The sequence below is a fragment of the Bacillus sp. m3-13 genome, assembly GCF_000175075.1.
In the GTDB taxonomy this organism is placed as follows: Bacteria; Bacillota; Bacilli; order Bacillales; family Bacillaceae_I; genus Sutcliffiella_A; species Sutcliffiella_A horikoshii_C.
Genome location: NZ_ACPC01000013.1, coordinates 54,908 through 78,899 on the forward strand (window position 1 = coordinate 54,908; position 23,992 = coordinate 78,899).

Genomic DNA, 23,992 nt, shown 5'->3' on the forward strand with positions numbered 1-23,992 from the left:
CAAATTATGCAGTAGTTGTAGCTGTCTCTTCGCCTTGTTTAGCTTCTAAGATAGCGTCTGCCATTTTACCAGTTAATAGTTTAACCGCGCGAATAGCATCATCGTTTGCAGGGATTACAACATCGATTTCGTCTGGATCACAGTTAGTGTCAACGATACCAACGATAGGGATGTTTAATTTTCTTGCTTCTGCAACAGCGATACGCTCTTTGCGTGGGTCGATGATGAACAATGCATCAGGAAGACCTTTCATGTCCTTGATTCCGCCTAAGAATTTCTCAAGACGATCAAGCTCTTTCTTCAACATTACAACTTCTTTCTTAGGAAGTACTTCGAAAGTACCGTCTTCTTGCATTTTTTCAATAGCTTTTAGACGGGAGATACGCTTTTGGATTGTTTCAAAGTTAGTTAATGTTCCACCCAACCAACGTTGGTTAACATAGTACATTCCAGAACGTTCTGCTTCTTCCTTCACAGAATCTTGAGCTTGCTTTTTAGTACCAACGAATAATACTGTTCCGCCGTTACCTGCAAGTTCTTTAACGAAGTTATAAGCTTCTTCAACCTTTTTAACCGTTTTTTGAAGGTCGATGATGTAGATGCCGTTACGCTCAGTGAAGATATATCTCTTCATTTTTGGGTTCCAGCGACGAGTTTGGTGACCGAAGTGTACACCAGCTTCTAATAATTGTTTCATAGAAATTACTGACATGTTATATTCCTCCTAATGGTTTTTTTTCCTCCGTTAACGTCATCTCCAAGCAAAACTGACGAATCAGCACCAATGCTCAGATCGGCAAACGTGTGAATTTATAACACCGAAAATAAATATATCACAATCACTTTTGACAATCAAGTTTTAAATAGGTTTCATTGTCGAAATTTCAATAGTAATTCTATTTCTGTTTTCCCTTTGTTAAGTTTTTTGGCAATTTCAGAAGAAGTGAGCCCATTTTCACTTAAATGTTTTACCTGATCATTTAAGTTCCATTCCTCAAATGGTTTCTCTGCGATCAAAGTTTCTTTATGCTCTTCCCGAACGTTTTCTTGCATTAATAATTCCTTTAAATCCGCCTCAGTAAGCGCATCTTCCCTTGCATCAAAGCTTTCTTGTTTGTCTGAATGGGAGATATCATGATTTGAATTGGACAGTTTTTGTAAAAAGGAATTGTTTTCTTCTTTTAGTTCTAATACATAGCTTGTGATGGTATCTTCTGCTTCTTGAATCAAAGTACGATACTCTTGTTCTAGTTGTTGAACTCTGGATAGCTTGAGGAAAAGTAAAATAATAAAAAAAATCGCAAGAAGAATGAGTGCGAAATTTACAATAGTAAAAATTATTAACATGTCTTCACAACCCTTTTATCATTTGCCTGCTGTCCTATGGGAAAGCAGGCGGCCATACACGCGTGTTACAACATAGGATTTAATTGTTTTCTTAGTTTGAAAATTGCCTTGGAATGTATTTGGGAAATACGGGATGTTGTAAGTCCCAATACTTGCCCAATCTCTGTCAAAGTAAGCTCTTCTTTATAAAATAAGCTGATAACTATTTGTTCATTTTCAGTCAGATTCTCAATCTGTTCGCCTAGAAGTTGAATGAGTTCCGACTTTATTAATTCTTCCTCTGGAGAAATAACCTTTTCGTCTTTAAGAACATATGCACCATGCGATTGTTCATCGTTTTCTTTTGGCATCTCATCCATGGAAAGTATGTTTGAATAAAAGACTTCATGCATGACGGTGGAGACTTCTTCCTCCGGCATATCTAGGTGTGCTGCAACTTCCTCCAGTGTGGCATTTCTCATCAGTTTCTGTTCTAGGTTTTCTAAAGTGGACTCGATTCTCTTTGCCTTTTCCCTTACACTTCTTGGGAGCCAGTCCTCTTTTCGTAAACCATCAATAATAGATCCTCTGATTCTGAAAGATGCATATGTATCAAACTTCAAATCCCTTGACGGATCAAATTTTTCAATTGCATCAAACAGTCCCACAAATGCCAGGCTCTTCAATTCTTCCCTTTTCACACTTTTAGGCAGACCGGTTGAAATTCGCTGGACATGGTAATGGACAAGTGGCATATATTTTTTCACTAGAAAGTCCCCTGCATCGGGATCTTTTTTTGTTTTCCAAAGATCCCAATAGGCGGAATCATTATTTGAAGTTGAAGTAGTCATGGCTTTCCTCCTTATATACTCCTAAGACCGAAAGCGGTTAAATGTAACATACTCCTTTATTAACGGTTTTTATCATTAATTTCCCGTTTTCAGGATTAAATTCAATGGTTCTTCCATTGTTTCCTCCACAGTCCTCACTGATTAATGGAATATGTAAGGCGGCAAGCTTCTCCTTTACCGCTTCTACATTTCTTGGTCCTATCCTCATCATGTCAGTTCCAGAACTGCTGAATTGGAACATCTGTGCTCCGCCTGCAATTTTGGCTTTCATGCTGTATGACTTGATTCCTTTTAATAGAAGTTTATCAACTAGATGCAAAATTCCTGTATCCGCATATTTATCTGCATTGACAGGAGCCTGTCTCGTCAAATTCGAATCTGGAAGCATGATATGGACCATTCCGGCAATCTTGGTAGAAGTATCATAAATAACAACCCCTACACATGAACCAAGTCCAGCAGTTCGAATCAGTTGAGGAGATTTCACTATTCCCATTTCCGCAATACCGACTTTAACGACTGAATCTACGCTCGTCATTATTTTTCACCCAAAGCAGCCAATATTTTTTCAAATGAATCTGGATAGGGGATTAGGAAAAAATGGCCTTTCGTCTTCTCTATCTGGTTATCTGTTGTTTCTGTCAATTCTGTGTCAATGAAAATGGAGTGATCACTGACTTGGGAGATTTCCAACAGTCCCGTTACCACAATCGCGCCTACCATATCAATGGTGACTTGCGGTACAGAAGGTGTGACCGCAAGCCCAATACACTCAGATAGCGCTGTTAAATAGTGAGCAGAAATTATATTCCCTAGTTCTTGTAAGGCGGATAAACCAAGTTCATGTGAGGGAAGTTCCTCTACACTTATTTTCTTCTCAGGAATAAGTTGGTTAATCAGCTTCGTTGCATCATCTAATGATAAAACAAAGAATAAGCTTCCTGATAATTCACCTTCCATTCTAAGAAAAACAGCTGCGACAGGTCTGTCTGAGCCTCCCATTAAGTCCATCATCTCATTAAAAGAGACAATTTTGGCTAAAGGGACATTCATGTGTATCTCTTTATTAAGAAGCTGGGATAATGCGGTTGCTGCATTGCCTGCCCCTATGTTTCCCAACTCTTTTAATAAATCTAACTCATTTAATTTATCTTCATTGTTCATCTGTATGGCCTCAATCCTTGGATTGATCTAGCTGCAGGATTTCATTTAGGTCTAAACATACAAAAAGCCTTTTATCGATTTTCACTACACCTTGGACATATTTATTTTCAACAGAGCCTACAACTTCCGGAGCGGGTTCTATTTGGTCCTCTGTAATATCGACTACATCATTGGCCGCATCTACAATAAATCCTACTTCATGTTCGTCCACTACGGTGATGATGATACGAGATGCATCTGTTTTTCTTTTTTCCTCAATGTCGAACCTTGCTCGCAAGTCCACAATTGGTGTGATGACGCCCCTTAGGTTGATGACTCCTTTTATATGAGGAGGGACGTTGGGAACACGTGTGATCGGCAGTAGTTTTTCAATGGACCGTACTTGTTGGACTGGTATGGCGTATTCTTCTTTTTGAAGTTCGAATACTATTAGCTTTAATTTCTTTTCTGTTGCTTCCATAAATGTTACCTCCTGTTCATATTTAATAAATGGTATCGTTTGATACTGCTGTTGATTTCCGCAAATGGCTTCGCTTTCCTAGGGGCGCTGCTGGAGCCTCCTCGGCTACGCCATGGCCACTGAAAAAGTCTTTGATGTTAGATTTTGTTAAGCTACCGCTGTTGATTTCCGCAAACGGCTTCGCTTTCCACGGGGCGACCTTGAGCCTCCTCGGGCTACGCCCTGCGGGGTCTCAACATTGTCGCTACTCCCCCGTAGGAGTCTCCGCCTATTGCTCCAATCAACAGCTATTAATTATCCAAAAGATAGGTTATTGGGTTTTTCAGTGGCCTCGCTACGCCTGCGGGGTCTCCACCTAGCGCTATCTCCCTCAGGAGTCTTCGCCTTTTGCTCCAATCAACAGCTAGGGTCTTTATTTAATTAAAGCATTACAGTCTACGATTAGGGCTACTTGGCCGTCTCCGAGGATGGTTGCTCCGCTGATTGCAAAGGTAGAGTTCAGGTATTGTCCTAGTCCCTTAAGAACTACTTCTTGTTGTCCTATGAAGGAATCCACCACTAATGCGGCAATTTTTTCACCTTTTTTCACCAAGACAAGTGAATAAAACTCTGGAGGTTCTACTTGCTGCTTATGAACCTCGAATACTTTTTCCAAGTAGACTACAGGTACAATTTTACCCCTGAAATCAATGACTTCCTGGTTATGTGCTGTCAGGATTTCCTCTTTTTTAATAATGGCAGTCTCTATAATAGAAGATAAAGGAATTGCATATTTTTCGTTCTCAATTTCCGTTAATAAAACGGAGATGATGGATAGTGTCAACGGTAGCTGGATGGAAAATGTCGTACCTGCTCCTTCAAGAGAATCAATGGTGATTTTCCCGCCTAATGACTCTATCGTGTTTTTCACCACATCAAGTCCTACGCCTCGGCCGGATATATCAGAAATTACTTCTGCTGTGGAAAAACCGGAAGAAAGTATAAGTTGATACACTTCTTGTTCACTTAATCTTTCCCCTTCTTGTTGAGTAATGACACCCTTACTGATGGCTTTGTTAAGAACTTTTTCTTTCGAGATACCGGCACCATTATCCATGATTTCAATAAAAACATGATTTCCGCTATGATACGCTTTTAGCGTTATTTTGCCTTCTTCGGGCTTTCCATTACTACTTCTAATCTCAGGGATCTCAATGCCATGGTCTATGGCATTGCGCAATAAATGAACAAGAGGGTCTCCTATTTCATCCATCACGGTTCTATCAAGTTCTGTTTCCGCCCCAATAATTTCAATGTCCACCTTTTTCCCTAGATCTCTTGCCAATTGCCTTACCATTCTAGGAAAGCGGTTAAAGACTGTTTCTATTGGGACCATACGCATATTTAAAATTATATTTTGTAAATCATTAGAGATTCGGGACATTCTTTCCACAGTTTCAATTAATTCTTGCTCATTCAAATCCTTAGAGATTTGTTCTAATCTGCCTCTGTCTATGACAAGCTCTTCAAACAAGTTCATTAAACCGTCTAAACGATCAATGCTAACCCGGATTGTTTTATTGGATCCCGGTGTCCCCTTGACTGGAGTTGACTTCTCTTCCTTTTTTTCCAACACTGAGGTTGTTGGAGCTGCTTCTACTTGTGCTGAAGTTATTTCTTCTACAGCTGCTTCTACGGAACTTTCGCCATCAAAAGTTGCAAGCTCTTGCGTATCTAGCTTAATGACATTTACCTTTTCAAGCTCAGATACCTTCATTATCTTTTCTTTGATACTACTTACTTCTTCTTTTGAAACCATCGTAATTTGGAAACTATTTTCAAACTTCTCTTCTTCTAAAAGATCAACGGATGGATTTGATTTAATTACTTCTCCCATCCCCTCCACCACTTCAAATACCATGAACACTCTTGCAGCTTTTAACAGACAGTCTTGTCGAAGAGTGATTGTTACTTCATATGGTGTGTATCCCTGTTCCTCTGATTGTTGCAATATCGTAATCTCATAGGAATCATAAGAATGCTCTGTAGATTTTTGTTCCTCAGAGTTTTTGGGCAAGGAATATTCTTCCCCCTTCTCAATTTTAATAAGCAGGGCAACCACTTCTTTGACATCTTTCTTTCCATCTCCACCTTCTGAAATAGAAAGCACCATTTCCTCTAGGTATTCAACGGAACGAAATATAATATCTAACAGGTTGGTGGTAACATTTAGTTTTTCATTACGAATAAGATCAAGAACGTTTTCCATCTGATGGGTAAGGCTTGCCAGATCTTCATAACCCATTGTGGCAGACATACCTTTGAGGGTATGCGCAGACCGAAAAATCTCGTTAACAATTTCAATGTTGGCAGGGTGTTTCTCCAACTCTAATAGCTGATTATTGATAGTTTGCAAATGTTCTTTGCTCTCTTCAAGAAAAATATCTAAATATTGGTTTAAGTCCATTCATTGCACCCCTAAGACAAAATGTATTGGTTAATTCTCTTTGACATATCTTTTAGATGATGTACTTCATCTACCATACCTGAATGTATTGCGGCCCTTGGCATGCCATAAACGATACATGATTCTTCTGACTCAGCAAGTGCCACTGTTTCCGTTTTTCCATTTTCCTTTAATTGCTTTAATCCGGCTGTTCCATCATTCCCCATGCCTGTTAGGATCACAGCAATTTTTTGATAGGTTTCAAGATTCCCAATGGAACGGAATAATGTGTCTACAGAAGGACGGTGGCCCCGAATAGGAGGGGCTTCATGAAGATGAATGAAGAGGCTTCCTGCACGCTTTATCACTTCCATATGAAAATCTCCCGGTGCGATATATGCGGTCCCCTTTTCCACTTTTTGATTATGTACAGCCTCTACTACTGTTATTTCGCAAATGGAGTTTAGTCTATTTGCAAGTGACTTGGTAAAATGTTTTGGCATATGCTGAACAATAAATAATGGTGCAGGAAAAGATTTAGGAAGCGCCGTAAGAAGTGTTTGCAACGCACGTGGACCTCCAGTGGATGTTCCGATACAAACCACTGCATCACGCTTACCCGCCTTTTCCAATAGGTCTATTTTACTATAAAAACTCTGAGAGGAAAGTATTTCCTTCTCTTTTTTTATAGGTTGCTTGAAAAGAGAGATGTTTGATCGGGATGCAAGCAGAATTTTTTCGATTAGTTCCTCTTTCACTTTATGTATATCAAGTGAAATGGCACCTGAGGGTTTGGCAACGAAATCTACTGCACCTTGTTCCATTGCAATGATCGTATTTAAGGAACCCTCTGTTGTTGTACTTGATAGCATAATAGTAGGAACCGGATGTTCTCTCATAATGACCTCTAGTGCCTGCAAGCCATTCATCTGTGGCATCTCTACATCCAACGTTATAACATCAGGAGAGTACTCTTTAATTTTCTCAATAGCTTCTTTTCCGTTTTTAGCAGTGGCTATTACCTCTATCTCAGGATGTTTTTCCAATAGATCGGATAATAGCTTTCGCATAAAAATGGAGTCATCCGTAATAAGTACTTTCACTTTGTTCATGCTAAACGCCTTCCTTTCCATAACGCTAACCGAACAGTCGTCGCAGCTTATGTATAAATGAGTTCGTTTTCTTGGTGGAATTAGTGTCCTGTCCACGTAAATAATTTGAAGCAATGTCTTGGACAGCACGACTTACATGACTGTTGGGAAATCTTAATACAAATGGAGTTTGTTCCATCACAGCTAACGTCACATACTTATCGTCAGGTAACGACCCCAAATGGGAAAGGCTTCTGTTCAAGAATTTTTGAGAAACAGATTGTAGCCTTACAGCAGTATTTGTGGCATGTTTTACACTTATCGCACGATTGACCACCAACTGAAAAGGTATATTTTGGTCGTGGTTGTGGATAAATTTCATGGCAGAGTAAGCATCTGTCATTGCGGTAGGTTCGCATGTTGAAATCAAGATTATTTCGTTACAGGACAAGATTAATTGCAAACTTTCATTTGTAATCCCTGCTCCCATATCAAAAATAATGTAATCATATTGAATGGACAATCGTTGAAGCTGAGAGAGAAAATGATTTCTTTTTTGTTCATCAAAATGAAATATATCTTTTAAGCCGGAACCACCGGCAATATATGATAATCCTTCTGGCCCTTTTTGAACAATCTCTTCTAGTGGAAGGTTCCGTTCAAAAAGGTGCAGAATGCTGTATCTTTGCGTAACTCCCAGTAGAATGTCAATATTGGCCATCCCTATGTCCATATCAAAAAAGTAAAACGTTATAGCCTTTTTTTTGCAGGGATAAGGAGAAGTTCAATGAGAAATTCGACTTGCCGACCCCACCTTTTCCGCTCATCACCGCAATGGCCCTTGCTTCTTGTCTTATGGCAGGGTCTTCTTGCGGACTTTCTTTTGATCTTTTCACTTGTTCCCTTAAAGCTCTTGCCTGATCATTCATTCCCCAATTTCCTCCATGATCGTGCGAACCATCAGTTCTTTCGTGAACGGAATAAGGTCCTCAGGAACATTTTGGCCATCTGTTACAAACGCAGCACTTTTTTGATACGTTCTGGATATCTCGTACATCGAACCAATCGAGGTTGTTTCGTCTTTTTTAGTAAAAATGAATTGATGGATTCCCACATTCCAAAACTGGTCCGTTATTTTTTTCATATCAGACATTTTGGAAGTAAGGGATAAAACCAAGAAAGTCGTCATTTCCTCTTTAAAATCCAGTACTTCCTTCAATTCTTCTACAAATCGTTCGTTTAGAAAATTTCTTCCAGCTGTATCGATAAAGACGACATCCAAATGGGATAGCTTGTTTTTAGCTGCCGAAAAGTCCTCGGCGGAATAACAAACTTCAATGGGTGCATCTAGAATGCTTGCATACGTTTTTAATTGTTCGATTGCAGCGATACGGTAAGTATCTGTTGTAATGAAACCGATTGATTTCCCCTTTTTAAGGGATGCGTCGGCAGCAAGCTTTGCCAATGTTGTTGTTTTACCGACTCCTGTTGGGCCTACTAGACAGATAAACTTCTTTTTGTAAGAATCTTGATCAAAAGATACCTCTCCTAAAGACTGAAGCACTTCCGTTTCCAACAGTTTCAGCAAAGATTTATCTGTCATTGTTTTATTTTCCAGCCATTTTTCATAAATGGTTTCCATCAGCTCTTCTACATGGAGGGAGCTAATTTCACTTTGTAAGAGCTTTTCTTCCAAATGGAAGAAAAAATCCGGCAACAATGGGTCCCTTTGCTTTTCTTGGGTTAAGCTTTTCATCATTTTCTTCATTTCTAGTATGCTGTCAAAAAGTTTATCTTGTTCTATTCTCGAGGCTGCTGGAGAAGAGATTTTTTGCTTAGAATCTGGAATTCCCTCAGATTGAATAGGGATATTTTTTGTTTTCACCGTCTGGTTAGATAAATCTTCATCCACTGCTGCTATCACTTCCACTCCCTTTTTGGAAAGGAGCCCGAAAAATCTTGATGTCTTAACTGCTTTGGAATTAAGGATGACCGCATCATCTCCCAATTCAAGTCGAACCAGTTGCATAGCCTGTTGCATATTCTCGGCTTTATATTTTTTCACTTTCATCCTTCCACATTCACCACCCCGATGCTTTGTACTTCTATGCTTGCTTCCAATTCGTTATAAGACAGAACAGGTACTTGCGGTAAATATCGATCTAGCATTTGCTTCACATACATCCTGACAGCCGGAGAGCATAATAGGATCGGGGATTGCTCATAAACAGAAAACTGTTCCATTTGCTCGCCCACCTTTTGTACAATTTCCATCGATACATTGGGATCAAGGGATAAGAAGTTGCCATGTTCTGTTTGTTGAATGTGATCAGCAATCAGTTTTTCCACCCTGCCTGCCAATGTAACGACCTTAAACGTCTCATTTCCAACGGCATATTGATTGGTTATCTGTTTACTTAGTGCTTGTCTTACATACTCTGTCAGAAGGTCTGTGTCTGCTGACATCTTCCCGTAATCTGCCAACGTTTCAAAAATAATAGGCAGGTTCCTAATCGATACGTTTTCTTTAAGAAGTTTGGCAAGGACTTTTTGAACATCCCCAATGGAAAGTGGCGAAGGTGTTACCTCTTCCACTAAAATTGGCGTACTTTCTTTCAAATGATCGACAAGTTGTTTTGTTTCCTGCCTACCAAGAAGTTCGTAGGCATGTTGTTTCATTTTTTCTGTAATATGTGTTGATACCACTGAAGGAGGATCTACAACGGTATAGCCATACATTTCTGCTTCATCTTTCATATCCTCGCTTATCCATTTTGCTGGGAGACCAAAGGAAGGTTCTATCGTATCAATTCCTTCAATGCTGTCTTCATCCATTCCCGGGCTCATAGCAAGATAGTGATCAAGCAAGAGCTCGCCTTTCGCGACTTCATTTCCTTTGATTTTTAAACGGTATTCGTTGGGTTGCAGCTGAATATTATCCCGGATGCGAACAACAGGGATGACTAACCCAAGCTCAAGTGCTAGTTGGCGTCTTATCATGACTATCCTATCTAGCAAGTCTCCCCCCTGCTTGGAGTCTGCCAATGGAATCAATCCATAACCGAATTCAAATTCTACCGGGTCGACAGATAAAAGGTTGACCACACTGTCAGGACTCCTTAATTCATCTGTCACTACTTCCTCTTCCGTTTCCTCTTCCACAACAATATCTGCTTTTTGCTTTTGGCTTATCATATAGCCACCTACGATAATAAGAGAAGCAATTGGTGCCGTTAATAAAGGACCAATCGGAGTGGCAATACCAAGAAGGAGAATGGTGGTTCCAGCAACATAAAGCATTTGCGGATAGGCAAACAACTGTTTCGTAATATCTCCACCAAGATTCCCCTCAGATGCCGCCCTTGTAACCACGATACCTGTAGCAGTTGCTATCAGCAGGGCAGGAATTTGAGATACAATTCCATCCCCTACCGTTAGAAGCGTAAATTTTTGAGCAGATTCAGCAAAACTCAATCCCATCTGAGCCATCCCGATAACAATACCGAAGATTACATTGATGAACACGATGATAATCCCTGCTATGGCGTCACCTTTCACAAACTTACTGGCCCCGTCCATCGCTCCGTAGAAGTCTGCTTCTTTTGCAATTTTTTCACGTCTTTCTTTTGCTGCTTGTTCAGAAATCATTCCTGCGTTCAGGTCTGCATCAATGCTCATTTGTTTCCCTGGCATTGCATCCAATGTAAAACGTGCAGCCACCTCTGAGACACGTTCTGCACCTTTCGTAATAACAACAAACTGTATAACCACCAAAATGATAAATACAACAAGTCCAACGACCACATTGCCACCTACCACGAATGTTCCAAACGTTTCTACAACAGTACCCGCAGTACCTTCACTCAGAATGGATCTTGTCGTAGAAACGTTTAGACCTAACCTGTACAGTGTTAGTAATAAAAGCAAGGACGGAAATATGGAGAATTGCAACGGCTCTTGAATATTCATGGTTGTTAATAGGACAATTAGAGCAAGGGAGATATTAATAATGATAAAAATACTTAGCATCCATGGATAAAAAGGAATAATTAACATGGCAATAATCAAAATGACACTAAGTAATACGGATAAATCTTTTGCTGACATGAACTTCTATCTCTCCTTTTCTTTCAACCATCATTTCACTTGATTTTGTAATCGATAAACATATGCCAGAATCTCCGCTACCGCCTGAAAAAATTCTTCAGGGATGGCATCTCCTATTTCAGCTTGGCTATAAAGTGACCTTGCCAGCGGTTTATTTTCCACTGTGACAATGTTATGCTCTTTTGCTTTTTCTTTAATCTTTTTAGCAACATAATCCACGCCTTTTGCAAGAACAATCGGCGCATCACCTTTTGATTCATCATATTTCAATGCAATCGCAAAGTGGGTTGGATTTGTAATGATGACATCTGCCTGAGGAACGTCCTGCATCATCCTCTGCATTGCCATTTCGCGTTGTTTTTGCTTGATTTTTGATTTAATCAGCGGATCACCTTCCGCTTTTTTATACTCATCCTTTACATCATGCTTAGACATTCGGATGTTTTTTTCATAATCATACTTTTGATATAAATAATCAAAAATGGATAAAAACAGTAATGCTCCTCCTGCAAACAAACCCATTCTCACGGTCAAGGTGCCCAAGAAGGCAAACGCTTCATGTAAATTCTTTTGAGAGAGAATCAGCACTTCTTCTAAACTCATCCACAAAATAGAAAAAGTTATAATCCCTACAAAAACAATTTTCAGCATGGACTTAACCAATTCGACTATGGCGCGAACGGAATAAATCCGTTTGAACCCTTGTATTGGATCCAACTTATTGAGTTTCATATGTATCGCTTCTGTCGAGAATAATGGACCTACTTGGAGATAATTTGCTATGACTGCTCCAAGAAGAGCAGCTAGCATAATTGGTCCGATGATCCAGATCAATTGCATGATCAACTCCAGAAATATCATATGAACTTTTTGGACAGTCACTTCCTCGAGCAGATAAACGCGGAAGGAATGCTCAAACAGCTTTAAGGTCTCATCCTTCATCCAAGGACCAATTGCAAACAGGCATAAGAAAACTGCAATTAATACGAAGGAAGTATTTACATCTGCACTTTTGGCAACCTGCCCTTTTTTCCTTGTATCCTGCTTCTTTTTCGGTGTAGCTTTCTCCGTCTTTTCACCACTGAAATATTGCAGGTCTAACCTAACCCAATTTGTCATCTAGATACCTCCAAGCAATTCCAATAAGCCTCTCATGGTATAAAGCATGAGTTCAAAAAGCTTATAAAACAGGGTGAAAAGGATGGTGAGAGAGAATATGATCGTAATAAAACTTACCCCTATCTTCAAAGGAAGACCTACCACAAAAACATTAAGCTGCGGCACTGTCCTAGCGACAATCCCTAGCGCCACATCCACTAAAAATAGTACACCGACTATCGGAATGGCTAGTTGCAACGCTATGACAAACATGGTGTTGATTGTTTTGAGCACAAACTCAAATACTTGTGCTTCCCCAAGTGGTATCCATGCCTGCGTAACTGCTATCATTTCATAGCTGTAAAAGATGCCATCCATCATTAAGTGGTGCCCGTTAACAGCCAAAAGAAGCAGCAAGGCGAATGTATAAAAGAATTGGCCCATGATTGGACTCTGTATGCCTGTCTGCGGATCAATGACATTGGCAATCGCAAATCCCATTTGGAAGTCGATGAATCCCCCTGCAATTTGAATAGCAGATAAGACCATATATGCGACTAGACCTATCAAAAGCCCTACCATCAACTCTTTTATTACCAACAAAATATATGTCCCATCAATCCCTATAATCGGGAGGTCCAACGAAAAGGACATAACAAGTGCAAAGAAAAATCCGAGACCCACTTTAAAAGTGGAAGGTACATTCCGATAAGAAAAGAGTGGCAGGGTGACAAAGAATGCCGTCACTCTTGTCAAAACCAATAAAAATGCTGGAAAATAGTTCACCCATTCTAGCATGGGACTAACTCACATACCGGTGAATATTATTGAAGATTTCCAAAGCATATGAAAGCATGTTGGACAGCATCCACGGACCAAAAACAACCAACCCCACCAATACCGCTACAATTTTCGGTATAAAAGCCAGTGTTTGCTCTTGGATCTGGGTCGTTGCTTGAAAGATACTTACAATTAAGCCCACGACTAAAGCCAATATCAGAAGAGGTGCGCTAATTAATAGAATCGTATAAACTCCTCTTTCTGCCATAGATATTACAAATTCCGGGCTCATTTTTACACCTCATTCAAAATGTTAGCAATAAAGATTTCACGATTAAATACCAACCGTCCACAAGGACGAACAATAAAATCTTGAACGGCAAAGAAATCATAACAGGCGGCAACATCATCATCCCCATACTCATCAAAACACTTGCGACAACCATGTCAATGACTAGGAAGGGAATAAAGATCATAAAGCCAATCTGAAAGGCGGTTTTTAATTCACTGATGGCAAAAGCCGGTACAAGAACGGTAAGCGGTATATCTTCAATGCTCTCAGGTCTTTCCATTCCTGCATAATCGATAAATAATGCCAGGTCCTTTTGTCTAGTATGTTTGCTCATGAATTCCTTTAAAGGAATGCTCGCTTTTTCATACGCCTCATCAAGCGTTATTTCTTCGTTGAAAAGAGGCTGTAGAGCCTGATCGTTCACTTGTGAAAATGTTGGTGCCATAATAAAAAATGTCAAAAACAATGCAAGGCCTATTAAAACTTGGTTTGGCGGCATTGATTGGGTGGCAAGGGATGTTCGGACAAACGATAACACAATAATTATCCTCGTAAAACTAGTCATCAAAATAAGTATCGCTGGTGCTAAAGAGAAAACAGTCAGTAATAATAATAGTTGCACGGATGTGGAGACAGTCGACGCTTCATTCCCGCTAAATAGTCCCATGAATTCCGTCATTGCCCATACTCCTTTTTATCATCCATTTCAGTCAACTTCTTTTTCCGATCTTTAGATAATTGACCTAATTGATCTTGTAAAAGAGAGGAAAAGCTTGATTTGCTGTTTGTTTTCTTTATTCCTTTGAACTTTTCCATCATACTTGACAACTTATCGGAATTAATTGTCATATTCTCAGAACGGTCTCTGTAAGACTGAATAAGTTGTTCACGTTCTTGTTCATCTGTTATTTCTTTCAGCAGATTGATGGAGTCTCCCACCCCCACAACCAACACACTGTTTCCAACTTTCACAAGTTGAAGAGATTTGTTGTTTCCGAGGTTTGTCCCACCAATGTTTTCAACCGACCGTCCACTATCTAACTTGTTTCTGCTATTGATTAGTTTCAACGCTCCATAGAGCAGTGCCAATACAAATAACAGAGCGAATATCATTTTAATAAAATCAAAAAAGGAGACAGATGGCGGCTTTTGCTCCAAAATATCCTGTTCACCTTCAGAAGGAGTGTTCAGTTCTCCTTCTGTTTGATCAGCTTTTTGTTTGTCTAATTCGTTTTTTACACTATTTTCTAAACCGGCCGCAAAGCCTGTCATCGGCAGTGAAAATAGAAGAGCCACCACTAGTAAACTACGTAAAATCTTGTTGGCATACAAAACAGACACCTCTATGAAAGAGTTTTGTGGATAGCTTCAATCACTCGATCCGCCTGGAAAGGTTTTACGATGAAGTCTTTCGCACCCGCCTGGATTGCATCAATGACCATTGCTTGTTGCCCCATTGCAGAACACATGATTACTTTTGCATTTGGATTGATCGCTTTGATTTCTTTAAGGGCAGTGATTCCATCCATTTCAGGCATAGTGATATCCATAGTAACTAGGTCTGGGTGGTGTTCTTTGTATTTTTCCACCGCTTGCACGCCATCCGCTGCTTCACCCACAACGTCATAGCCGTTTTTCGTCAGGATATCTTTTATCATCATTCTCATAAATGCCGCATCATCCACAATTAAAATTCTTTTACTCATGTTATTTCCTCCTAGGATCTATCGAAGTTTTCTAATTCTATCTGTTTGACTTACAATATCTGTTACTCTTACTCCAAAACTCTCATCTATCACTACCACTTCACCTTGCGCGATAAGTTTGTTATTGACAAGAATATCCACCGGTTCCCCTGCAAGCTTATCCAGTTCAATAATGGAGCCTGTTGACAATTCAAGGATGTCTTTGACAGAACGCTTCGTTCTTCCTAGTTCCACCGTAACCTGTAGAGGTATATCCAAAAGCATATTTAAGTTATTAGGTTCAGATTCTTCCACGGTTGTTGTTTCAAAACTCGAGAAGACTGCAGGTTGTACATTAACTGCTTGCTGCGTTCTTGGTGCAGGATTGCTAGGCCTTTCATGCCCGCCTGCATATGCATGTTCTCTAATAGGAGCTTCTGTAACCGAACGCTCTTCTTCCCTTTGATAGTAATCTGCAGTGGAAGCTGTTTGTTCTTGATTCCGTTGCTCATAGGAAGATTCATTTGCTTGACTAGTTGGTTTTTCTGTTTCCTGGATAACTTCTGAAACTTGATTGGTTTCGTCATCGCGGTGCAGGAGTTCTTCCACTAATTTCTTTGCAAATGGATAGGGAAGTATTTGCATGATGGATGAATCTATTAATTTGCCGATCTTAATGGAAAAGGCCACCTTAATTAACAGTTCATCTTCTGGCATCTCACTGGTCCCATCTCCTGCTTTAAAATCAATCAACATGACAGAAGGAGGTGAAATATCAATCTTTTTTGCGAACACAGTCGACATGGAAGTAGCGGCAGAACCCATCATCTGATTCATCGCTTCATGGACGGCACTCAAGTGAATTTCATCAAATTCATTCTGAGGGTTCTCCCCTGTTCCTCCAAGCATCAGATCTGCAATGATAGCAGCATCCTTTTGTTCAACAACCAGTATGTTAGAACCAGAAAACCCTTCTGTGTAACTTACTCTTATTGCTACATAAGGATCTGGGAATTCACTTTCCAATCTGCTTTTCTCTACCAAAGTAACCTTTGGTGTTGTAATTTGAACTTTTTGATTCAATAAAGTGGATAAAGCGGTTGCGGAACTGCCAAACGATATATTGCCAATTTCACCAAGCGCATCCTGCTCCATTGTAGATAGATATTCTTCAATATTAAGATCAACAAAGAGGGGTTCTTCATTGTTGCTATCTGTACCTCGAAGCAACGCATCTATCTCATCTTGAGATAACATTCCATCACTCATCATCCTCGTATCCCTCCTTGATTTTTTCTAAAATCTGTACGGCCATATTTTTCTTCACCTGGCCGACCTGTCCATAAAAACTAGGTTTATTGTCCACTTTGACAATTATGGGCTCATCTATTTTCTGTTGTAGTGGAAGTACATCACCAATTGTTATGTTCAATAGATCTGAAAAAGATATTTCTGAGTGTCCCAATTCAGTCGTAACCGTTAATGCAGTGGCTCTGATCGCTTTTTCTAGAGTAGCTATCTCATGATCCTGCCTCACTTTGTTTTTCTCTTCCATCCAATAGTGAGCAGATAATTTAGGAATAACTGGCTCTAGCACTACATGAGGAATACATATATTGATCATCCCCGTTACTTCACCGATCGTAATATTCATGGATATTACTATTACTGTTTCATTCGGAGAAACTAATTGCAGAAACTGCGGATTCACTTCTAAATCTGAAAGAAATGGTTGAATGTCCGCTATTGTATCCCATGCTTCGCCGAAGTTCTCAATGGCTCCCTCAAAAAGAGTGGTCATAAGCTTTGTTTCTATTTCTGTTAAGCTGTCCACTTTATTAACGCCCGTTCCCTTGCCTCCAAGTTGCCTGTCAAGCATCGCATAAGCAATAGTTGGGTTTATTTCAAGAACAACCCTTCCTTCAAGCGGCGCCACTTCAAATACATTCAGAATGGTCATTTTAGGGATAGAACGAATGAATTCTTCATAAGGCAGCTGATCTACAGACGCCACACTGATTTGTATGTAGGTTCGCAATTGAGCAGAAAAATAGGTCGTTAACAATCTGGCAAAGTTTTCATGAATTCTTGTTAAATTTCTGATTTGATCTTTGGAAAACCGAAGTGCCCTTTTAAAGTCATATACTTTAACCTTTTTCTCCTGATTTTCCTTTTTTAGCTCCTCGGCGTTCATTTCCCCTGTCGATAGGGCAGAAAGAAGCGCATCTATTTCACTTTGTGACATCACTTCTGTCGACATATCCACCACCTCCTAATTTACATGAATCTCTTGGGTGATTAATTTTGAAGGAGAAAGGAGGTTGTATAGACTTTCACGATTTCTCCGTCCTGCATCACTTCATTGATTTTTTGTTGAATTTCCTCTTCCAGTTGCGTCAGACCTTTTCCACCTTCAAAATCAGAAGCAGTCTTGCTGGCAATTTGGTGTATCACGATGTTTTGAACCTGAAAATCCCTTTTCAATAGTTCTTCCGTCGCTTTTTTACTATCTGTTTGGACTTTCATCTTCAAACGGACATAGCCCCCGCTTTGCAGGTTCGTTGTCATTTCATCGAAATCAATGGAGTATTTAATGATTTCATCAATGGTGGGCTCTTCAGTTGATTCATCCGCATAGAACTTATCCACAGTAACCAATGCAATTACTCCTATAAGTGAAATACCAAGGAGGATAATGATCATGATATTAAGTAACTTATTGCGAAACATCTTTTGTACCCTCCAAATGTGTTCCATGATGCATGTGAGCGAAGAACTCTTTGCAATGCAGGACCACTTCTTCCATTCTCTCTTTGACTATCACCTTTTTACCATTATTTAAGGTAATCATCGTATCAGGTGTTTCCTCTACCTGCTCAATCAACCAGACATTGAGCGCAAAAGGCTTCCCGTTAAGCTTTGTTAGCTTTATCATTTTAGTCGGGCTAAGTTATTCCAACTCATCCCTTCCCCCTTTATCGCTTCAGATTGACAAGCTCTTGAAGAATTTCATCTGATGTCGTGATGATTCTGGTGTTCGCTTGGAACCCTCTTTGAGCCGTGATCATTTCCGTAAATTCCTCAGATAAGTCCACATTGGACATTTCAAGTGTGCCGGAAATAATGGATGCAGCGCCATCGTCACCTGGTTTAAACATTTCCTCAAGCTGGATTCCATCACCATTTTTATCCATTGTTCCGGAGTTGTTGGATTGTTGGAATAGATTTTCTCCAATTCTTTCTAAACCAGCATCATTTGGAAATTTAGCTAACATTAGCTGACCTGCAACTTTTAAATCTCCAAACTGATCAATAAAGTTCACTTTTCCATCTCCGGAAATACTGAAGCTTCTTGCATTAGGCGGAATTTGGATTAGACCAGGGCTGCCGCTTAATGAATCTGTCCATGTAGGTTGTTGGATCATTTCAGCTTTGGCGATGAAATTCTCGAAAGTCTTGTATGCGGTGTCAAGGCTGGTTTTGACTGATTGTGCATAGCTTACAAGATTTGAAAGGTCATTGACATTGGCTGTTGCTGCAGTAGGCATCGGGATGGTTGGGTCTTGGACAACCGGGTCAATCATTCTGTATGCTACTTCACCAGTTTCACCAATAAAACTGTCTATCCCGTCGTTCATGTTTTGGGCTGAAGTTGTAAAAGCAGTTCTTTGATTCACATAAATATCCGTATTGAAATCATTGAACTGGGTTGCTGCATTATCTCTGGCGGTTTCGGCTGCTGTCGCCGCTGCTGCAAGTTGAGGATCATTTCCGCCTGATTCCAGATTCGCTTTTTCAGCATCTTCAAATGTTCGTTGAGCTTCCAAGAACTTCATTGAAAGGTCTAGGAATTTGTTCGTGTCATTTCTAAAGTCCCTGTATTCATCAAAGAAAATCTCCCCAGAATTCAACGCAGCGTTGGACGCTTCCATGATTTGGTCATTTGGAATTCGCTTCTCCCCTGTTTCTCCAACCATGTACATTCCGTTTGAGTTTACGATGTATCCATTATTATCAAGGTAGAAGTTACCTGACCTTGTATAGTTCATCGCTACCGCATTGTTAACGGCACCACCTAGTATCTTGTTATCCCCATAGTTGGTGTCACTATCAACATTCACTCTTGTAACATCTGCAATGGAGGCTACTGCGAAGAATCCATCTCCGGATAAGGCTAAATCAAGTGGTCTTGCAGTGGTTTGCAGTGACCCTTGAGTTTGGATGGTATCTATCGTACTAATCATGGAGCCTAGTCCAATTTGCTTCGCATTAACTCCACCTTTTCCTGCTGCAGGTCCGCTTGCACCTGATAATTGTTGGACCATCATCTCTTGAAAAGTAGCTCTTCCTTTTTTAAAGCCATACGTATTGACGTTTGCAATATTGTTACCAATCACATCTAGTTTTGTTTGAAAGTTTCTAAGTGCTCCGATACTTGAATACATGGAACGTAACATTCTTTTTCCCCCTCATTTTGCTTTCTGGTCTATCACTATTTATTGTGTAATTTGGTGGATGGCATTAAGCGGTATCTTTTTATCTGACAAGCGCTCATCTGTAACTGTGAGATGAATTTTTCCGTCCTTGGTAAATACGGAGTTAACCATGACGTTTTCATAGGATTCTTCCCCTAAAGTGATGGAAACCTTTTTTCCAATTAGGTGACTTGCTGATAGTAGGGAGGCATTTCCACCTTGAGAGATCTCTCCAGACTGATTCACTTTTGTGATTTGCTCTACAGTGATCTCACTTCCATCATCCATGATAAGTCTCGCCTTTCCATCTTGCATGGAGATACTTGCAACCGTACCGTTCTTCATTTCGACAAATGGTTCGTCTTCCACCATATATGTGTGCTGCCAAGTAAGTTCTGAGCCTAGATATTGTTGCAGGGAGAGTACGTTCATTTTATTCTGGGTGTCTATAAAACCTTCCATGCTTTTATTCAAGTTCGCCATTTGTTCAAGAGAAGAGAAATTTGCCATTTGGGCAATAAATTCTCTGTCTTCCATTGGGTTTAATGGATCCTGGTTTTGCAATTGGGCAATAAGAAGACGTAGGAAATCGTCTTTTCCCATCACATTGTTCTGATTAGATGTTTCCACCGGACGGTTCTGAATGTAAAGATCAGATGAAATAGTATTTGTCATGTTCTCTCACCTTCAGGGATTTTTATTTCTAACTCTTCTAAAAGGACATCTTCAAAAGTTTGATTGGAATCGTCTTGTTGCTTGTTCTGCTTAAAAGATTGCTTTGCTTGGGAATTTTCTTCATTTGTTCCTTTATGCTGTTGTGTGAACTTTTGCTCTTGATCTAAAAACACAATTTCAATCTTATCCATATTCGCATTCGCCTGTGCAAGAGTTTGTTTCAAATTGGCAATACCGCTCTCAAGAAGCGATGCAGCAGACTTGGAATGAACAATAAGTTTAGTGACTAAACCGTTCTCGGTTTCCTGTAATTTTATATGTAATGTTCCAAGATGATCGGGAGCCAACCGGATGGTCATGGACTGGTTACCGTTAACTAGTCTTGTAGTTGTTTTAGACAAGATACCTTCAAGCTTTTGCATCAATTGTTCTCGTGCAACCTCATTTGAAGTTGTATCCACTACCCATTGGATGGTCGTCTGTTTTGGTTGTTGCAACAAGTTCATCGTAACGGGACCAATTTGTAGTAAGGATTCACTAGGCATAAAAGCTGTTTTCAATGAAGACGAATCCGATGTGGGTGGAAAAGTTGGGGTCGCTGCCCTTACCATCTGTTCTACCTTGCCCATCTTGGAATCTATTGCCTTTAACAGATCCTGTATGTTTGACTGTTCTTTAGTAGACATTTGTAGATCTGACTTTTCATCCATTGGCGTAATATAACTTTTCATAAATATCATCACTCTATCTGATAGCTGAGTGAATGGTTGTATTAACTTTTTATCGACTTTTCCTTGAATATTGCCGTCAAAATTTGAGAGGAGGGACATCATCGCCATAACATCTTCTAACAAATGGAAATATTCTTCTGGTAGTTCTTTATTTTCATTTGAATCAGTCTGCATGTTTTGCCACTCTTGTAGTTCATTAAGAATAGCAAGCTGCAATGTTGTGATGTCATCCATTTCTTTCATCAATTTCTCCACTGCGGCATTATCTTCTCCTACCATCTCACTATCAGACTGAGAAAGGGACAACATGGCAGAAAGGAGACTTTCAGACAAGATTGAACGGAAACTGTCCGACACACTTTCGGTTAGTTGCTCTGACTTTTTCATACCGTCTGGACTCATTTTCTTGCTTGAACCGACGGAAGCAGAAGCTTCACCAGTTACAAAAAAGTTCACTTCTTTCATTCCTTTCTAAAAACCTATTCCTTATCGGCTAGTAGTTCCGTAAATCTTGCTGCCTGTTCTGGTTCGAGTTGTCCTAAGATAGAAGATGTTTTGGAGGTGCTTAATTCATTTAAGATCAAGAGCGCCATATCTTCATCCAGTTCTATTATGATTTGAGCAGCCTTTTTCGTGGACATTCCTTCATATAGCTTGGCCAACTCTTTTGTTGAAGATCTTATTTCTTGTTGTTGTTTCTCTAAATCTTCTATTTTACTATTCGCTTCTTCTAGACTTGCAACAAGCTTAGTGATCTCCCTTTCTTTATCACTAATTTGCCTTTCTAGGAGAATGATTTCTTGCGAGGAATTTGTGTTGTCATTTTTTGTAGATGACGACCCTTCTTCTTCTTTTTCTTCCTCAGTAATAATCACTTCTTCCTTGGCAGGGAGGAAAGATTGGGCAACTTCAAATACATTTTTCCCTTCATACGTCAGATAGCCCAGTACAATGACAAGTGTGAAAAGAAGCGGAATGATAAACAAATACAAAAGCTTTTGCAGGAATGTATATTTTTCTTCTACTTCTTCTGTTTGTTTTTCTATTTTCATTTTTTATTCACCTATTCGTGTGTTGCGAATATTGAAGAATGGAGAGTTCGTCTATAAATGTTGCCTCCACTTTAAGATCATTTTGCTTCCAATAAAGTTTTTCTTTGTTATCCAACACTTCATATTTTTTACATTCCACCGATTGTTCTTTTAGTTTTTCTTCTTTTAAGTTCATGAATGCCCTAGCATGGCTTACTTTTTTTTGTTGGTGAAGCAAGTTTTTTTCCAAGTTCCCCATAAAGAATTGCTGCTGTTTAAGTGTTTCTATTGGTATTCCAGTTTGGAGGCTAACTTGCAAAACTTCATCTAATTGCTCTTTCTTCTTTAATAATTCATATAAGGTTTGGCCTTCTGTTTCAAACTGTGAAATTGCCGTTTGATATTCTGAACTTGCCTGGTCTTTTTCGGCTTTTTTCACCACCAACAACTTTTCTAAACGGCCTCTTCTAACAGACATGCCTACCACCTACTTCATTAAGTTTGTTAATTCTTTTTTTGTATCAGTAAACTTCCAGCTATCATCCACTTCTTGTTTTAAATAGTTTATGATGGCCGGGTAGGATTGAATGGCATCATCGATTTCTCTGGAGCTTCCTCGCTTATAGGCCCCAATATTAATAAGGTCTTCAGCTTGGTAATATTTCGAAAGCTTTTCCCTCATGGATTCCGCTGCACGTTTATGTTCATTATCAACGATATGGTTCATAACCCGACTCACACTTTTTAACACGTTAATTGCCGGGTATTGCCCCTTATTTGCAAGATCTCTATCTAAAACAAAATGACCGTCAAGTATCCCGCGAACTGTATCAGCTATGGGCTCATTCATGTCATCCCCATCCACCAGCACTGTGTAGAAGGCCGTGATGGACCCGTGTTGGTTTGTGCCGGTTCTTTCCAACAATTTAGGAAGCATGGAAAATACGCTGGGTGTATAACCTTTGGTGGTCGGCGGTTCTCCCACTGCCAAACCAACCTCTCTTTGCGCCATTGCCACCCTTGTCACTGAATCCATCATGAGCATGACATTATAGCCCATATCTCGGAAATACTCTGAGATGGCCGTTGCCGTATATGCCCCTTTTATCCGCATAAGTGCGGGTTGATCGGATGTAGCCACGATAACGATGGAACGACTTAACCCTTCAGGACCAAGGTCACGTTCCAAAAAGTCTCGAACTTCTCTGCCTCGTTCCCCAATAAGTGCTATCACATTAATATCTGCATGAGTATTTCGTGCAATCATCCCAAGAAGTGTACTTTTTCCAACTCCACTACCAGCAAAAATCCCGACCCTCTGCCCTTTGCCTACTGTAAGCAGGCCGTCAATGACTTTTACTCCCACTTCCAATTCTTCTGTAATTGATGGTCGCGTCATTGGGTTTGGGGGTGCTTGGTCTGTAGGGTATTTACCTAAACCGACTGGTAATTCCTCCTCTTGATTAAGAGGTTTTCCCAGTGCATCAAGTACCTTTCCCCTCAACTCTTCACCGATTCTAATTTCCAAAGGGTTATTTGTCGCCTCCACCATACATCCAGGTCCAATATCCTGGATATCAGTAAATGGCATTAAAATAACGTGGTCATCTCTGAAGCCGACGACCTCCGCTTGTACAATTCTTTTTTTCTTTTTATGGATGATGATATTGCATACATCCCCAATGGAGCTCTCTGGCCCCTTGGACTCAATCATAAGACCGATAACTCTTTTTACTTTTCCATAGCGCCTGTACGAATTCATCGTGTCTATTTCTTGCAGTAACTCCTCAATTGTCAACAT

Annotated in this window: 28 protein-coding genes; all 28 read right to left on the minus strand. The window is 39.9% G+C overall.

The genetic code is table 11. The annotated features are described in order from the left end of the window. Positions 1 to 4 precede the first annotated feature (4 nt). The 28 genes from rpsB to fliI all read right to left on the minus strand — a co-directional run bounded on the left by rpsB (position 5) and on the right by fliI (position 23,992). Positions 5 to 712, minus strand: a complete 708-nt coding sequence (rpsB, locus tag M313_RS0105885) for a 30S ribosomal protein S2 (protein WP_010193342.1) — start codon at positions 710 to 712, stop codon at positions 5 to 7. A 158-nt stretch (positions 713 to 870) separates the two neighbouring features. Then, positions 871 to 1,347, minus strand: a complete 477-nt coding sequence (locus tag M313_RS0105890) for a DUF6115 domain-containing protein (RefSeq protein WP_010193343.1) — start codon at positions 1,345 to 1,347, stop codon at positions 871 to 873. A 65-nt stretch (positions 1,348 to 1,412) separates the two neighbouring features. Further along, entirely contained in the window at positions 1,413 to 2,177 is a 765-nt protein-coding gene (locus tag M313_RS0105895; RefSeq protein ID WP_010193345.1) for a FliA/WhiG family RNA polymerase sigma factor, read from the minus strand. A 37-nt stretch (positions 2,178 to 2,214) separates the two neighbouring features. Further along, on the minus strand, positions 2,215 to 2,715 hold the full coding sequence (locus tag M313_RS0105900; RefSeq protein ID WP_010193347.1) for a chemotaxis protein CheD: 501 nt from the start codon (positions 2,713 to 2,715) through the stop codon (positions 2,215 to 2,217). After that, positions 2,715 to 3,341, minus strand: coding sequence for a chemotaxis protein CheC (locus tag M313_RS0105905; protein ID WP_010193350.1), 627 nt, complete (start codon positions 3,339 to 3,341; stop codon positions 2,715 to 2,717). Before M313_RS0105905 ends, M313_RS0105900 begins: the two co-directional genes overlap by 1 nt. A 10-nt stretch (positions 3,342 to 3,351) precedes the next feature. After that, positions 3,352 to 3,801 (minus strand): chemotaxis protein CheW, encoded by a 450-nt coding sequence (locus M313_RS0105910; protein WP_010193352.1) that lies wholly within the window; start codon positions 3,799 to 3,801, stop codon positions 3,352 to 3,354. 412 nt (positions 3,802 to 4,213) lie between these two features. Further along, on the minus strand, positions 4,214 to 6,247 hold the full coding sequence (locus M313_RS0105915; RefSeq protein ID WP_010193354.1) for a chemotaxis protein CheA: 2,034 nt from the start codon (positions 6,245 to 6,247) through the stop codon (positions 4,214 to 4,216). An 11-nt stretch (positions 6,248 to 6,258) separates the two neighbouring features. Further along, positions 6,259 to 7,338: a protein-glutamate methylesterase/protein-glutamine glutaminase gene (locus M313_RS0105920; RefSeq protein ID WP_010193356.1), complete on the minus strand. Its 1,080-nt coding sequence runs from the start codon at positions 7,336 to 7,338 to the stop codon at positions 6,259 to 6,261. Positions 7,339 to 7,363: 25 nt separating this feature from the next. Next, a complete protein-coding gene (locus M313_RS22825; protein ID WP_010193358.1) occupies positions 7,364 to 8,038 on the minus strand; it encodes a P-loop NTPase in 675 nt (224 codons plus the stop codon). 13 nt (positions 8,039 to 8,051) lie between these two features. Beyond that, complete coding sequence (locus M313_RS26285) at positions 8,052 to 8,246, minus strand: P-loop NTPase (RefSeq protein WP_010193359.1); 195 nt, start codon at positions 8,244 to 8,246, stop codon at positions 8,052 to 8,054. Continuing rightward, a complete protein-coding gene (flhF, locus tag M313_RS0105930) occupies positions 8,243 to 9,382 on the minus strand; it encodes a flagellar biosynthesis GTPase FlhF (protein ID WP_157182424.1) in 1,140 nt (379 codons plus the stop codon). The genes M313_RS26285 and flhF overlap by 4 nt, the downstream gene beginning before the upstream one ends. Before the next feature lie 2 nt (positions 9,383 to 9,384). Continuing rightward, positions 9,385 to 11,424, minus strand: coding sequence for a flagellar biosynthesis protein FlhA (flhA, locus tag M313_RS0105935; RefSeq protein ID WP_010193363.1), 2,040 nt, complete (start codon positions 11,422 to 11,424; stop codon positions 9,385 to 9,387). A gap of 30 nt (positions 11,425 to 11,454) precedes the next feature. Continuing rightward, on the minus strand, positions 11,455 to 12,543 hold the full coding sequence (gene flhB / locus M313_RS0105940; RefSeq protein WP_010193364.1) for a flagellar biosynthesis protein FlhB: 1,089 nt from the start codon (positions 12,541 to 12,543) through the stop codon (positions 11,455 to 11,457). Next, on the minus strand, positions 12,544 to 13,320 hold the full coding sequence (fliR, locus tag M313_RS0105945; RefSeq protein ID WP_010193365.1) for a flagellar biosynthetic protein FliR: 777 nt from the start codon (positions 13,318 to 13,320) through the stop codon (positions 12,544 to 12,546). A 4-nt stretch (positions 13,321 to 13,324) separates the two neighbouring features. Continuing rightward, positions 13,325 to 13,594 carry a flagellar biosynthesis protein FliQ gene (gene fliQ / locus M313_RS0105950; protein ID WP_010193366.1) on the minus strand — a complete coding sequence of 90 codons (270 nt, stop codon included), beginning with the start codon at positions 13,592 to 13,594 and terminating at the stop codon, positions 13,325 to 13,327. A gap of 13 nt (positions 13,595 to 13,607) precedes the next feature. Further along, the gene (fliP, locus tag M313_RS0105955) at positions 13,608 to 14,273 is read right to left on the minus strand and encodes a flagellar type III secretion system pore protein FliP (protein WP_010193367.1); all 666 of its coding nucleotides are present in this window, start codon (positions 14,271 to 14,273) and stop codon (positions 13,608 to 13,610) included. Continuing rightward, entirely contained in the window at positions 14,270 to 14,926 is a 657-nt protein-coding gene (locus M313_RS22830; RefSeq protein ID WP_010193368.1) for a flagellar biosynthetic protein FliO, read from the minus strand. The genes fliP and M313_RS22830 overlap by 4 nt, the downstream gene beginning before the upstream one ends. Positions 14,927 to 14,937: 11 nt before the next feature. After that, complete coding sequence (locus tag M313_RS0105965; protein WP_010193369.1) at positions 14,938 to 15,300, minus strand: response regulator; 363 nt, start codon at positions 15,298 to 15,300, stop codon at positions 14,938 to 14,940. Between the two features lie 18 nt (positions 15,301 to 15,318). Next, positions 15,319 to 16,551 carry a flagellar motor switch phosphatase FliY gene (gene fliY / locus M313_RS0105970; protein ID WP_010193370.1) on the minus strand — a complete coding sequence of 411 codons (1,233 nt, stop codon included), beginning with the start codon at positions 16,549 to 16,551 and terminating at the stop codon, positions 15,319 to 15,321. After that, positions 16,541 to 17,539 (minus strand): flagellar motor switch protein FliM, encoded by a 999-nt coding sequence (gene fliM, locus M313_RS0105975; protein ID WP_010193371.1) that lies wholly within the window; start codon positions 17,537 to 17,539, stop codon positions 16,541 to 16,543. The genes fliY and fliM overlap by 11 nt, the downstream gene beginning before the upstream one ends. A gap of 38 nt (positions 17,540 to 17,577) precedes the next feature. Next, positions 17,578 to 18,009, minus strand: a complete 432-nt coding sequence (gene fliL / locus M313_RS0105980) for a flagellar basal body-associated protein FliL (protein WP_010193373.1) — start codon at positions 18,007 to 18,009, stop codon at positions 17,578 to 17,580. Further along, complete coding sequence (locus tag M313_RS22835) at positions 17,996 to 18,214, minus strand: flagellar FlbD family protein (RefSeq protein WP_010193375.1); 219 nt, start codon at positions 18,212 to 18,214, stop codon at positions 17,996 to 17,998. The genes fliL and M313_RS22835 overlap by 14 nt, the downstream gene beginning before the upstream one ends. 40 nt (positions 18,215 to 18,254) lie before the next feature. Next, positions 18,255 to 19,736 carry a flagellar hook-basal body complex protein gene (locus M313_RS0105990; protein ID WP_010193376.1) on the minus strand — a complete coding sequence of 494 codons (1,482 nt, stop codon included), beginning with the start codon at positions 19,734 to 19,736 and terminating at the stop codon, positions 18,255 to 18,257. A gap of 39 nt (positions 19,737 to 19,775) precedes the next feature. After that, the gene (flgD, locus tag M313_RS0105995; protein WP_010193378.1) at positions 19,776 to 20,429 is read right to left on the minus strand and encodes a flagellar hook assembly protein FlgD; all 654 of its coding nucleotides are present in this window, start codon (positions 20,427 to 20,429) and stop codon (positions 19,776 to 19,778) included. Next, a complete protein-coding gene (locus M313_RS0106000) occupies positions 20,426 to 21,616 on the minus strand; it encodes a flagellar hook-length control protein FliK (RefSeq protein ID WP_157182425.1) in 1,191 nt (396 codons plus the stop codon). Before M313_RS0106000 ends, flgD begins: the two co-directional genes overlap by 4 nt. A gap of 23 nt (positions 21,617 to 21,639) precedes the next feature. After that, positions 21,640 to 22,212 (minus strand): MotE family protein, encoded by a 573-nt coding sequence (locus M313_RS0106005; protein WP_010193381.1) that lies wholly within the window; start codon positions 22,210 to 22,212, stop codon positions 21,640 to 21,642. A gap of 7 nt (positions 22,213 to 22,219) precedes the next feature. Beyond that, entirely contained in the window at positions 22,220 to 22,669 is a 450-nt protein-coding gene (gene fliJ / locus M313_RS0106010) for a flagellar export protein FliJ (protein ID WP_010193382.1), read from the minus strand. Positions 22,670 to 22,678: 9 nt separating this feature from the next. Then, positions 22,679 to 23,992: a flagellar protein export ATPase FliI gene (gene fliI / locus M313_RS0106015; protein ID WP_010193384.1), complete on the minus strand. Its 1,314-nt coding sequence runs from the start codon at positions 23,990 to 23,992 to the stop codon at positions 22,679 to 22,681.